The sequence below is a fragment of the Acetivibrio sp. genome (assembly GCF_035371925.1).
Classification (GTDB): Bacteria; Bacillota; Clostridia; order Acetivibrionales; family Acetivibrionaceae; genus Hungateiclostridium.
In genome coordinates, this window is record NZ_DAORXT010000085.1 from 1 (window position 1) to 12,526 (window position 12,526).

At 40.6% G+C, this 12,526-nt stretch carries 12 protein-coding genes; 2 read left to right on the forward strand and 10 right to left on the reverse strand.

Annotated elements, in window-relative coordinates; genetic code table 11:
* The first annotated feature begins 169 nt into the window (after positions 1 to 169).
* On the forward strand, positions 170 to 382 hold the full coding sequence (locus PLH43_RS10790; RefSeq protein WP_324362963.1) for a hypothetical protein: 213 nt from the start codon (positions 170 to 172) through the stop codon (positions 380 to 382).
* A gap of 63 nt (positions 383 to 445) precedes the next feature.
* Here PLH43_RS10790 and PLH43_RS10795 read toward each other — a convergent pair whose 3' ends face one another.
* The 4 genes from PLH43_RS10795 to PLH43_RS10810 all read right to left on the reverse strand — a co-directional run bounded on the left by PLH43_RS10795 (position 446) and on the right by PLH43_RS10810 (position 5,706).
* Entirely contained in the window at positions 446 to 2,113 is a 1,668-nt protein-coding gene (locus PLH43_RS10795) for a sigma-E factor regulatory protein RseB domain-containing protein (protein ID WP_324362966.1), read from the reverse strand.
* Between the two features lie 20 nt (positions 2,114 to 2,133).
* Positions 2,134 to 2,667, reverse strand: coding sequence for a sigma-70 family RNA polymerase sigma factor (locus PLH43_RS10800; protein WP_324362968.1), 534 nt, complete (start codon positions 2,665 to 2,667; stop codon positions 2,134 to 2,136).
* 373 nt (positions 2,668 to 3,040) lie between these two features.
* Positions 3,041 to 3,550: a hypothetical protein gene (locus PLH43_RS10805; protein ID WP_324362970.1), complete on the reverse strand. Its 510-nt coding sequence runs from the start codon at positions 3,548 to 3,550 to the stop codon at positions 3,041 to 3,043.
* Positions 3,551 to 3,822: 272 nt separating this feature from the next.
* Complete coding sequence (locus tag PLH43_RS10810) at positions 3,823 to 5,706, reverse strand: endo-1,4-beta-xylanase (protein WP_324362972.1); 1,884 nt, start codon at positions 5,704 to 5,706, stop codon at positions 3,823 to 3,825.
* A gap of 280 nt (positions 5,707 to 5,986) precedes the next feature.
* On the opposite strand from PLH43_RS10810, the gene hydE reads away from it, so the two are divergent.
* Complete coding sequence (gene hydE / locus PLH43_RS10815; RefSeq protein ID WP_324362973.1) at positions 5,987 to 7,030, forward strand: [FeFe] hydrogenase H-cluster radical SAM maturase HydE; 1,044 nt, start codon at positions 5,987 to 5,989, stop codon at positions 7,028 to 7,030.
* A 142-nt stretch (positions 7,031 to 7,172) separates the two neighbouring features.
* On the opposite strand, the gene cysK is transcribed toward hydE, so the two are convergent.
* From cysK to metA, 6 genes are all read right to left on the reverse strand, one after another.
* Complete coding sequence (cysK, locus tag PLH43_RS10820; RefSeq protein ID WP_324362975.1) at positions 7,173 to 8,108, reverse strand: cysteine synthase A; 936 nt, start codon at positions 8,106 to 8,108, stop codon at positions 7,173 to 7,175.
* A gap of 80 nt (positions 8,109 to 8,188) precedes the next feature.
* On the reverse strand, positions 8,189 to 9,004 hold the full coding sequence (gene larE / locus PLH43_RS10825) for an ATP-dependent sacrificial sulfur transferase LarE (RefSeq protein WP_324362977.1): 816 nt from the start codon (positions 9,002 to 9,004) through the stop codon (positions 8,189 to 8,191).
* A 5-nt stretch (positions 9,005 to 9,009) separates the two neighbouring features.
* A complete protein-coding gene (locus PLH43_RS10830) occupies positions 9,010 to 10,302 on the reverse strand; it encodes a homocysteine synthase (RefSeq protein WP_324362979.1) in 1,293 nt (430 codons plus the stop codon).
* Between the two features lie 60 nt (positions 10,303 to 10,362).
* Complete coding sequence (locus PLH43_RS10835; RefSeq protein WP_324362980.1) at positions 10,363 to 10,812, reverse strand: Rrf2 family transcriptional regulator; 450 nt, start codon at positions 10,810 to 10,812, stop codon at positions 10,363 to 10,365.
* A 58-nt stretch (positions 10,813 to 10,870) separates the two neighbouring features.
* On the reverse strand, positions 10,871 to 11,332 hold the full coding sequence (locus PLH43_RS10840) for an Rrf2 family transcriptional regulator (protein WP_324362982.1): 462 nt from the start codon (positions 11,330 to 11,332) through the stop codon (positions 10,871 to 10,873).
* A gap of 46 nt (positions 11,333 to 11,378) precedes the next feature.
* Positions 11,379 to 12,296 carry a homoserine O-succinyltransferase gene (gene metA, locus PLH43_RS10845; protein WP_324362984.1) on the reverse strand — a complete coding sequence of 306 codons (918 nt, stop codon included), beginning with the start codon at positions 12,294 to 12,296 and terminating at the stop codon, positions 11,379 to 11,381.
* Positions 12,297 to 12,526 lie beyond the last annotated feature (230 nt).

Here is a 12,526-nt window from a genome sequence, read left to right on the forward strand (position 1 = left end):
ATTTGAGTCACTTCTTTTTTATCATGTTTGGGCAATTAATTTTACAACTTACCAACTTTTATTAGAATTTTTATTAAATAAACAAATATTTTTTTCATTTTACCTAAAAAATAAAACAACTAAGAATTCACTTTTTGTGATATACTTATATAGAAGGAGATGATTTAAATTGGCACAATTTTGTACTTGCGGTTCATTGATTATCAATGACAGTTGCACTAACAAAAATTGCAGTAACAGAGTGGCGAGCAAGCTTTCAGCTTCGGCTAAAAAAACTGCTAAAACGCCTAAAGACGATGCACCTGCTAAAAGCACTCGTACAAGAAAGGCGTCAAAATGTATTACTTACAACCTATATGATAAAAAAGCAGAAGAGAGTTAATTAACTCTCTTCTTTAATTAGGTCGTTTATTGAGTCTTTCATTAATTCCTTCACTAAAATATATTATGCAACAGGGTCATATCCAATCACAGTCCATATTCCTGTGCTGTCCTGTCTTATCAGCTTTTTTAAATAAACTCTGCGTACAGGTGTGGCATTCCCGCTTATCTCCACTATTGCATCTATGCCGTTGTTCTTAATAACCTTCATATCCTCGTAATTTACAGGGTAATCTCCCTCTATCCCTTCGGGAGAAATCTTCAGGCTGACAAATACTTGGGCAACATAAACGGGGTCCAGTTTCCACGGTGAATGTCCTGCATCAACGCTTTTTTGCTCATTTTCCTCAACTCCCAAATCAACGGGAATTTTAATCTGAGGTTTCTCCGTTGTTTCTTCTCCCGATGGTATCTCGACAGGACCTTTTTCTATACTCTCAATGAATAAAACCAACTCATCCATTGGAGCATCTCCTATTACTGCATACTCAAATCCGGATTCCTGCCAGCGGATTGAGCAAATATCAGCCATTCCCGAATACAGTATACCCCCATCAAGTACTCCAAGGCTTTGCTGCACAGGGGATTGAATTTCTGCAGTATTGTTACCCACCTTACCCAAAACCGCCGTTGAGGCAGGTTTAAACTCATCCGTTGCTTTTTCTTGCAAAATAATCACCCTGCTTTTCTTATTTTCTGATACATAACTTAACTTAGTGGCTTTCATGCCCTTTGCAACTGCTATGCTGTCTTTTGCGTATCCATCGGGAACATTCTCGGGCACTTTGGGGGTGAATCCGGCTATTTTGCCTGCTTCTTCAATATTATTTACCAGCAGCTCGGGGTTATTATCTATTTCCTCAAAGCCCTCAGGCAAGTCGTAAGCAAGAATCTCCCCGGGTATGTTGTCGCTAAATTCGATGCTAGTGTAAGTTATCCGATATTGGATTGCATTTGTCATTGCTCTCTGCCTTTGCAGCGGCAGCTTGGTCTCTTTATCAATCCATATTCTATAGGCTTCTCCTCCTTTGGGCAGTATCTCAAATACAGAAGCCCTCCTTCCGGCAACCGTATCCTCTCCCACAGGTTTGATTTTTGCGGCATCCTTTACATCGTTTATTTCATTGCCCAGCTCCAAAGTAAACCTGTACGGATCAGGAAAGGCGGAAAAGACATATACCTTTTTTTCATTGGGGCAAACCTGCCACTTCTTATCTCCGTTGTTTACGGTTACCACACCTTTTTGAAAGCCTTCGAGCTCCTTTACAAAGTAGCGTCCTTCATTGTCTGACCAAACCTCCCGCATTGCCTGCAAAGTCTCTTCCCCTTTTAAATTGGTTTCAACAATGCTGAGAATTCCGTGATATGCCCCTACTTCTTTATATGCCTGTTCCATGGCGTATACAATGTCGGTCCTGCCGGGGTACAGTACAAAATTCAGCATAAGAACCAAGACAGCTACCGCAGCAATGGCCGCAGTTCCAGCCAGCCATGCCCATTTTCTTTCACCTGTAGCGGATTTTTGCCGTAATTGCCCTCCCGCCGCACGGGCAAGTTTCTTTGGGTAGTCTGCATCGGGAAGAGCAGGTTCCCTTAAACTTCGAACCTTCCTTACCGTATCCATAAGCTCCTCCAGCTCCGGTGAATCCATCGGATTATCGTGCTCCTTTGGCTTTTTTTCGGCATTTAATTTATCAATATATTCGGATAATTTCTTTTCATTGTTATCCATAAAATTATACCTCCTTCAAATTAATCATCACTCTTAAGTATTGAAGCAAGGGTTTGCAATGCTCTGTACTGGAGTACACGAATAGTGGATTCTTTCTTTTTCATCATTCTTGCGGTCTCTTTTACCGAATAGCCCTTAAGTATCCTTAGCTCAATCACCATACGCTGCTCCTTGTTAAGGCTATCCAATGCTTTTCGTATCAATTCGCGTTGGGCACTTGTCTCTGCCGCATCCTCAACCGCAGTTTCTTCGGGCTTTATCGTCTCGATATCTACGCTTACACCCCGGCGTTTTTTCTTACGCCATTTATCCCTCAGAATATTTAGCGCAACGGTTTTTAAAAATCCGGTGTATTGTTCTATTTTTACGCTGTTGTCCTTAAAATGGGAAAGTGCCTTGGCATAGGTCTCCTGAGTCATGTCTTCCGCTTCCTGACGGTTTTGAACTTTATAATATATAAAGCGGTATACTGCTTCCCATGTTGAAGAACATATCTCTTCAATTGACTTTAAGTCACCGTCCTGCGCTTTTTTAAATGTTTCCTCCTTCAGCATACTTCTTTGCTCCTTTTCCCTGGCCAGTTATATACACACTAATAATAACGTTTTGGAGGTCACTAATGTTACATTTAGTTATTGACATTTTTTATTGGGTAAATGAAGAATATTTTTTCCAACCGGAAGGATAATTTATGTGTATATTTATATGTGGTTCAATTTCCCGTTTCACGTACAACCATAATCGGTAACTAACATTATAGTATAAAATAACAAATATGTAATATAGTTTTACAAAAACGCCAAAATGTCCCTTTGCTAATTTGCTCGGCTTTCAAGTCTTGACCCAAAAAAACTTTTACACAATAGCAAAATCCCCAAAAGCCTTTATATCAAGCTCTTGGGGATTCTATTCAAAACAGCTTAAAAATCATCCCTTCTGGTAAAAACTCAAAACATAAACTTTATTGCCGCACCGGAAGAAAAACTGTTCCCAAGCAAATTCATCAATCCATGCAGGTTCAGTAACCAACTTGTATACTTCCAAATTTTCACCCTCAAAAAATTCTTCCAGCAGGTTCAACAATCCATTAAAAACCCGATTGCTCTCTCTATGCTTTTGTGCAGGCATTGGATTGCCATCTTCATCTTGGATGGATACCTCAAAATTGCGCATGCTGAATATATTAAAAAACCAATGGCTGCACGTCTCAAACAATTCACTTTTCCAATCATCCAGCTCTTTTAAAACGTCAATTTTCGTCCCATGTTTGCTAACCGGACTTTCATTAAAAAATCTCTCTGCACATTCCTCCAGACTATTTACATTATCGTACTCAATAAAATTGTATGTATGAGAGTAGAGAACTCCATAGAAGCTTATAATATTCGTAAGCCCCTCCAAATAGCCCAGAATCCTGTTGTACACCTCAACTTTCATAACTCATATCCCCCTATAAAATTATATGATTGATTTTAGTGACTGCTTTAATGAAAATCAATCCGTCATATTATCTATATTTTTTCACTATTAGTTTACTACCGGGAGCCAAAACAGTCAAGTTATAACAATTAATATTAAATTCCTGTTATGTCATATATAAAGCAGCAAAGAAAGCCGGAAATCATCGTAAAAGCTCCGAAGCCTTTATTAAAGCCTCGGAGCTTTTAATATCTTTGAGCTCTCTAAAAACTCATATCATCCGATATAAATTACTTAGCCTCTACCGGGAAAACACTAATCTCCCTGATAATATATTTCTTTATCAGCATCAAATCTGTTGAGGTTATTTTGCCGTCACCGCTAACATCTGCTGCTTTTTCCCCGTTCTGCGTCGGGAAATCGGAATACACCTTTAATATATATCTCTTCAAATATGTATAATCTGAGGAATTCACAGAACCGTCACCATTCACATCACCATATTTAATCTGTGGCGGTATAGGTGTCGGAAGCGGTGGAACATCTTCAACGATTGCATAGAAAGCAGGCTTTGCCTTGTATTGTGCATCAAACAACAACGGATATCCTCCGAGCCAGCTTGTTGCGTCTGTCACACCCCAGAATACTAATGCTGTAATGTTCATGCCTTCTTTCTTCAAATCGATTAATTTCGATACAAGTTGCTTATAACGAGCAGCTTGACGCTCTAAAGCATATTGGGTGTTATCCGGATTTTTAATATCAAGCTCGGTAAGTTGAATTTCCAATCCCAACTCAGCATATCTTCTTATTGATTTTTCAAACATACTCATGCTTGGATAATCCATAACCCAGTGGGATTGCATTCCCATACCGTCAACCAAACCTTTGGCTTTGAGCTCGGTAAGGATTTCAATGATAAAATCGCATTTTCTGTCTTCATATTCATTATAGTCGTTGTAGAAGAGTTTACAACCTTTTGGAGCATATTTTCTTGCATACTCAAAAGACTTAACAATAAAATCTCTTCCAACTGTTTGCATCCACAATGAATTTCCCGGTGTCCTGTTGTTCGAACCCGGATTTCTCATTCCTGTTGAAGTATTGGGGTCAACTGCCTCATTCACAACGTCCCATGCATAAAACTCAACAGTCGGATATTCGGTCGCCAAAGCTTCCATTACGTTCTTTATGTAGTTTTCCAATCTTTGAAGCATAACTTCCTTGGATGCCCATGGAGCGTTTTCATTTTGTGAGTAGTTTTCTCTAAAGAACCAGTCCGGTGTCTGGCTATGCCATACAAGGGTATGTCCTCTTACAGGAATGTTATGCTCTTTCGCAAACTCCAAGAGAGGCCTTGCAGACCTTAAAGTTATCTGAGGATTAACCTGGTCTCCCCCGTTTTCCTCCATATAAGCAATTGTAGCCTCGTAGTCAAGCACACTTTCCGGTTTTAACTCATTACCGAAAGTCAAGCTGTTATAATGCTTCAAGAAAAGCTCTTTTGCCGGCTTTGGAGCCAATTCCGCTGCTGTTGCGGCTCCACCCACTTTAAAGTAACCGGCAAAGACATCCTTCAAGCTTGGGATATCTTTCTCAATTTCAGGCAAATTTGCAGGTGTTGCTGTAAAATCGTCAATATAGAAATCCATCAAGTCTTGCTGACTTGGAGAATTCTTGAATTCGGTTTCCACATATATTTTTACGTCCTTTGCATGAGAAGGAACTGTAAGCTGTCCCTCCAACAAAGTCCATGCTCCTTTATAAACTGTAGCAGTCTTTACATTCTGGTATACGTCTCCTGCTCCGTCGTTATATTGAAGCTGCAGACTGAACTTTTGCTCGTTTGAATATGAATTGCCCACAAATTTTACATATACACTGATCTTATAGCTTTCACCCAATGATAAAACATCGGATTTGTCAACCATCGGACCGTTCCAGGTACTGGTGCGGTCGCTAACCTTTAGACTGTATTTTCCCGAGTAAGCTTCTTCTGTTGTAAGTTCAACAGTTTCCGGTCCTCTTGGGCCCCACCCGTTCAGACCTGTTTCAAAATCATCATAAATAAGATTGGCCGCGGATACTTTTGGCGATGACAAAAAGCTTCCGCAGACGCTGACAGCCAATATGGCAAAGACTGTCAAAAGAGTAACCAGCTTTCTCTTCAACATAATCTACCTCCCAAACATTTAAAATAATTTATATATCCAAGCTGTTTTTAAAGCTTGGTTAGAAACTCAGTTCAAAACTTCTGCTTAAAATATAAATAACCAAGTCAAATTTTTATCTCTCATCTATATAATATTATAACTTATTTTAAGCAGTTTGTCTTATTATTTCTATGTTCATTTCGATATAAAAACCAATCCGTCCGAAGGATTGATAAATTATTAACAATATGATATCATTTAATTGGAGATTATAATTTTAATACAGATATGGTGATGCATTATGATAAACTTGATTGATAAACTTTCAACCGAACACAATCTGTCGTACGATGAAATGTACCGGCTCATTGAGAATAGAAATGAAGAGCTTGCCAATTATCTTTTTGAAAAGGCAAGGCAGGTCCGTATTCTCCATTACGGATATGATGTTTATATGCGCGGCCTTATTGAATTTACCAATTACTGCAGAAATGACTGCTACTATTGCGGAATAAGGAAAAGCAATTGCAATTCCGACAGGTACCGTCTTTCAAAAGAACAGATGCTTGAGTGCTGTGACACAGGATATGAACTGGGCTTTCGCACCTTTGTTCTTCAAGGGGGAGAGGACGGTTATTATACCGACGAAATGCTGGCGGATATAGTAAGCAGTATTAAAGTAAAATATCCTGATTGTGCTATTACTCTCTCTCTCGGTGAGAGAAGCTATGAGAGCTATAAATTGCTTTATGAGGCAGGAGCCGACAGATATCTTCTTCGTCATGAGACAGCAAATGCTGACCACTATTCAAAGCTTCATCCGCCGATTCTGTCTCTTGAAAACAGAAAGCAATGCCTTTACAATCTCAAAGAGATAGGCTATCAGGTAGGCTGCGGTTTTATGGTTGGTTCACCATTTCAGACCACAGAATGTCTTGTCGATGACTTAATGTTCATAAAAGAATTGGAGCCTCATATGGTGGGAATAGGTCCGTTTATTCCCCACAAGGATACTCCCTTTGCCGACAAGCCTTCCGGTACACTGGATCTGACATTGTTTCTTCTCGGCATTATACGCCTGATGTTACCCTATGTCCTCCTTCCGGCTACCACTGCCCTCGGTACGATACACCCTAAAGGCAGGGAATTGGGTATTCTTGCCGGTGCAAATGTGGTAATGCCCAACCTTTCACCCAGAGAGGTCAGAAACAAGTACCTCTTATACGACAATAAAATCTGTACCGGGGATGAAGCCGCAGAGTGCAGAATGTGCCTTACACGCCGTATAGAAAGCATCGGATACAAATTAGTTGTTTCAAGAGGCGACTGCAAGAAAATGGGCTGATAAAAAAACGTACCAATAAAAGATAGCAAGCGAAAAAGAAAACTGTGTTTTTTGATAATCAAAAGCGACAGGTAATAACGCCCATCGCTTTTGCTTTTTGAGTTAATATATAAAATAGGAAGGCTGAATTTAGTGAAATCTACTATGCATCTTGGAATAATACAGTGGATAAATATCTCTCTCCAGTATCGGGAAGTAAAACTACAATGTTCTTTCCTTTATTTTCAGGCCTTTTCGCAATTTGCGTTGCAGCAAAAGCTGCAGCACCCGAGGATATTCCTACCAAAAGGCCTTCTGTTCTGGCAAGTTTTCTGGATGTTTCAAAGGCCTCTTCATTTTTAACCTTGAATATCTCATCCACAACCGAACGGTTGAAATTATCCGGTACAAAGCCTGCACCTATTCCCTGTATCTTGTGAGGACCCTTGTTTCCTCCGGATAAAACCGGTGAATCAAAAGGCTCTACTGCAACAATCTTAACATCGGGCTTTCTCTCCTTTAATACTTCACCTACTCCGGAAATTGTTCCTCCTGTGCCGACTCCCCCTACAAATATGTCCACCTTGCCGTCAGTGTCTCTCCAGATTTCCTCGGCTGTTGTCTTTCTATGAATCGCAGGATTTGCAGGGTTTGAAAACTGTTGCGGTATAAAGGAATTAGGTATCTGGGATGCCAGTTCCTCAGCCTTTTTGATGGCGCCTCCCATTCCGTCGGCTCCCGGTGTAAGCACCAGTTCTGCGCCTAAAGCCTTGAGAAGATTTCTTCTTTCAATACTCATAGTATCGGGCATTGTAAGTATAACCCTGTATCCTCTTGCAGCGGCAACAAAAGCCAAGGCAATACCTGTATTTCCGCTAGTCGGCTCAATGATAACCGTATCTTTGTTTATGAGTCCCTTTTCTTCTGCATCTTTTATCATTGCATAACCAATCCTGTCCTTTACACTGGACGCAGGATTGAAGTATTCCAGCTTCGCTATCAAGACTGCTTCGAGATTGTTTGCTTTGTTATAATTGGTTAACTCCAAAAGCGGGGTATTTCCTATAAGCTCTGTCAGATTCTTAGCTATTTTAGCCATTTCGTCACCTCCAGATCAACGAATCCAAATTATTCATATATGTTTTGTTGTTTTTATTTTATTACTTTTACACTTATTTGTCAATCCTTATTTTCCAATTCTTCATTCATACTTCCTGTCCTGTAACCCATAAGGTCAAGGGAAACATATATAAATCCCAATTCCTTAAACTTTGAATATACCAAATTTCTGATTTGGTTATCCATAAATTTGGTAAAATCCTTATCGCCAACTTCAATTCTTGCCAAATTTCCGTGATACCTTACCCGAACCTGGCCAAAGCCCAAATCAATCAAAAACTGCTCCGCTTTATCCACTCTCTTAAGCTTTTCCTCCGTTATCCTCTCTCCATAGGGAAACCTTGAGGATAAACAGGCAAAAGAAGGTTTATCCCAAGTTTCAAGCCCCATTTCCTTTGACAACTGCCGGATTTCAGCCTTGGTAAGCCCTACTTCCCGCAAAGGACTTGCAATTCCAAGCTCTTCTATTGCCTTAAGTCCCGGCCGATAATCGCCAAGGTCATCATAATTTGACCCTTCGACCACAAATTTATAGCCCTCATCCTCTGCAATCTGCTTTATCTTTCTAAACAGCTCCTTTTTGCACAAATAGCATCTGTGAGGAGGATTTTCGGCGAACTCTTCCAAATCCAGCTCTTCTGATATTATAGTCCTGAAGGGAACTTTGTATTCGACAGCTAGGCTTTGTGCATCCTTAAGCTCCCTCTCCGGGAAAGAAGCCGACCTCGCCGTCACGGCAAGTACTTTGTCTCCCAGAACTTCATGGGCCACCTTCAATAAGAATGTTGAATCCACTCCTCCTGAGAAGGCAACGATAACGCTTTCCATTTCTTTTAGTCTCACTTTAAGTTTTTCCAACTTTGCTTTTGCATCCATAATTTTCATGCTCCCACTGCTTTATCCACAGCCTGGTCAATATCATAAATAAGGTCATCAACATCTTCAATTCCAATTGAAAGACGTATCTGATCCGGTGTAACTCCGCAAGCCTTTTGTTCTTCCTCAGACAACTGGGAATGGGTTGTTGATGCCGGATGAATAACTAGAGATTTTGCATCCGCAACATTTGCAAGAAGTGAGAAGATTTCAAGGTTTTCAATGAATTTCTTTGCAGCGTCAAATCCGCCCTTTATTCCGAAAGTAAATATTGAACCTGCTCCTTTCGGGAAGTATTTTTGGGCAAGGTCATAATATTTGTTGCCTTTAAGGCTCGGGTAATTTACCCATGAAACCTTAGGATGGTTTTGCAAAAACTCTGCAATCTTTTTGGTATTTTCCACATGCTTTTCAACTCTCAGAGACAATGTCTCAAGTCCCTGAAGGAGAAGGAACGAATTAAATGGGCTGATTGCCGCACCGGTATCCCTTAAAAGCTGAACTCTCACCCTGGTAATGTACGCAAGAGGCCCTAATGCCTCAGCATATCTCAAACCGTGGTAGCTCGGATCCGGCTCGGTAAGTACCGGAAATCTTCCGCTTGCTGCCCAGTCAAATTTTCCCGAATCAACAATAACTCCTCCTATGGAAGTACCGTGCCCTCCAATGAACTTCGTTGCAGAATGTACAACAATATCGGCTCCAAACTCAAAAGGTCTGATAAGGTATGGAGTACCGAAGGTATTGTCTACAATAAGGGGCAAACCGTTTTCATGGGCAATTTTTGCAACCGCTTCAATATCTACTATATTGATTCCCGGATTTCCGAGAGACTCAATATAAAGAGCCTTTGTTTTTTCATTAATCGCTTTTCTGAAATTTTCCGGGTCGTCAGGATCTACAAAAACAGTTTTAATTCCAAGGCGGGGTAAAGTTGCAGCAAAAAGATTATATGTACCTCCGTAAAGGGTGCTTGCCGAAACGATTTCATCTCCTGCTCCGGCAATGTTGAGTATTGCATATGTAATAGCTGCAGAACCTGAAGCTACCGCCAGTGCCCCAACTCCGCCTTCCAAAGCGGCCATTCTCTGTTCAAACACGTCGGTAGTCGGATTCATAATCCTTGTGTAAATATTACCGGCTTCCTTCAATGCAAAAAGGTTGGCCGCATGCTCGGTGCTGTTGAATACATAGGATGTGGTCTGGTAAATGGGAACCGCTCTCGAACCTGTGGTAGGGTCAGGCTTCTGGCCTGCGTGTACCTGCAATGTGTCAAATTTCAATTTTCTTTCTGCCATAGTTAAATCTCCTTTCAAATCCGATTTTTCTTATTGAATTTGTCGTGTTTGACATAAAAATTATATGTAATACATTGTGCTGTCAATGCCATTACGCTTTCTGTAATCTTCCGCCAAATCCTCCAATGTCACGGAATCCACCAATTCATTGAGACTACTGTTCATTTTCTCCCAAACGTTGACCCTGATACATTTTCGTATAGCCGACTCATTTCCCGAGGAATTTTCATCATTTTCGTCCGTAACCGAAAGAGGACCTTCAAGAACCCTTAAAATTCTGCCCACCTTTATATCAGACGGACTTTCAGCCAATACATAGCCTCCTTGGGCACCCTTGGCACTTTTAACAAGTCCCGATTTCCTAAGGGTGGAAAATACCTGTTCCAGGTAATTTGTAGAAATTCCCTGCCTTTCCGCAATACTTGCCAATGTGACGTGCTCCCCGTTGGAGTACACCGCAAGGTCAATCATTGCCCTAAGGCCATATCTTCCCTTGGTTGAGAACCTCAATCAATCCACCTCTTTTCCTGCCAAACTTATATATTTTTATTTTACTATTATTCTACCACTAAATATAATAATCTAACTCTATATTTTGAGAAATACTGCTGTTGTAGCATTTTACCAAATCTTCGATAGTAATGGAATTTGCCACGTCATTCAAGGTGTTCATAATCCCCTCCCAGAAGCTTCGTGCCGTGCAATTCTCAAACCTATCGCAGTTGCTCTTCGAGCGTTTTACTTTCTCGGCAATACAGGGAACCGGCGCCAAGGGACCCTCAAGCACCGTTAAAATATCGCCCACTGTTATTTGTGAAGGGTCCCGGGCAAGAACATATCCTCCTTGGGCTCCCCTTATACTTTCAACTATCCCAGCTCGCCTTAAAATTAAAAAAATCTGCAATATATACGCCTCAGACATCTCGCATCTTTCGGCTATGCTTTTTAGATTCACACGTCCTTCAGATGAATGGATTGCAAGGTCAACAATGGCCTCCAATCCATATCTGCCCTTTGTAGAGATTTTCAAGCTGATCACTCCTATTACTTGTCTGTTACCTCTCCTACCCTTTATCTTATTTTAACTCATTTAAGTCAAACGGTGTCTCCTGGTATACATAATAGTTCAGCCAGTTTGAAAACAGGAGATTTGCATGCCCTCTCCATTTAACAACCGGTGCTTTGGCCGGATCATCGTCCGGGAAGTAATTCTTGGGCATTTTTATATCAAGTCCCTTTGACAAATCCCTATCATATTCCTCTTTCAAGGTAAATTGGTCATACTCGGAATGGCCGGTCACAAAAACCTGCCTTCCGCCGTCAGTCTTCATAATATATACTCCCGCTTCCTCCGAGTCGGAAAGAATATCAATTTCTCCCACCTTTTCGATATCTTCTCTCCTTACCTCAGTATGTCTGGAATGCGGAGCATAAAAACAATCGTCAAATCCCCTTAAAAGCATTGTATTGGGCTTGCAAATGCGGTGTTCAAATATACCGAACATTTTTTCCTTCAAAGGGTATTTTTTTATGCCATAATGATGATACAACGCCGCCTGAGCACCCCAGCAAATGTGAAATGTGGAATACACATTGCGAAGGCTCCAGTCCATTATCATTTTCAGCTCTTCCCAGTAATTGACCTCTTCAAAAGGCATTTGTTCCACCGGTGCACCGGTAATTATAAGCCCGTCAAATTTCTCATCTTTTACTTCATCAAAGGTTTTATAAAATTTTGTTAAATGTTCTTCCGGAGTATTCTTTGATACATGGGTTTTCGGATGCAAAAGCTCTATTTCAACCTGAATAGGGGTATTTCCAATCAAGCGAAGAAGCTGTGTCTCCGTAGTAATCTTTGTAGGCATCAGATTCAGTATCGCAATTCTAAGCGGCCTGACATCCTGGTGCAGGGCCCTTTGCTCGTCCATTACAAATATATTCTCGTTGTTCAGTACTTCTTTAGCAGGCAAACTATCAGGTATTTTAATTGGCATGTATCAAACCTCCTATGCATAATTTACCCATAACTTCGATCTCCTATATATCATTATTAATAGCAATTATAGCACGATTAAATACCTTTTGGCAATGTTATAAGAAATTCCGTTCCCTCATTTATTTTACTGTAAACCTCTATATGCCCATTATGGGCTTCGACAATGGTTTTTGCGGGAGTTTGACAGTTAGTTGCTAAAAATTAAAAAGTAAAACGTCTGAAACCCAT

What these genes read in the sequence shown, in the direction of transcription:
- PLH43_RS10805 (WP_324362970.1), bottom strand. Translation starts at nt 3,550, where the DNA reads ATGAAAGTTGAGGTGTACAACAGGATTCTGGGCTATTTGGAGGGGCTT.
- PLH43_RS10795 (WP_324362966.1), bottom strand. Translation starts at nt 2,113, where the DNA reads ATGGATAACAATGAAAAGAAATTATCCGAATATATTGATAAATTAAAT.
- PLH43_RS10800 (WP_324362968.1), bottom strand. Translation starts at nt 2,667, where the DNA reads ATGCTGAAGGAGGAAACATTTAAAAAAGCGCAGGACGGTGACTTAAAG.
- PLH43_RS10830 (WP_324362979.1), bottom strand. Translation starts at nt 10,302, where the DNA reads ATGGCAGAAAGAAAATTGAAATTTGACACATTGCAGGTACACGCAGGC.
- PLH43_RS10810 (WP_324362972.1), bottom strand. Translation starts at nt 5,706, where the DNA reads ATGTTGAAGAGAAAGCTGGTTACTCTTTTGACAGTCTTTGCCATATTG.
- metA (WP_324362984.1), bottom strand. Translation starts at nt 12,296, where the DNA reads ATGCCAATTAAAATACCTGATAGTTTGCCTGCTAAAGAAGTACTGAAC.
- larE (WP_324362977.1), bottom strand. Translation starts at nt 9,004, where the DNA reads ATGGATGCAAAAGCAAAGTTGGAAAAACTTAAAGTGAGACTAAAAGAA.
- hydE (WP_324362973.1), top strand. Translation starts at nt 5,987, where the DNA reads ATGATAAACTTGATTGATAAACTTTCAACCGAACACAATCTGTCGTAC.
- cysK (WP_324362975.1), bottom strand. Translation starts at nt 8,108, where the DNA reads ATGGCTAAAATAGCTAAGAATCTGACAGAGCTTATAGGAAATACCCCG.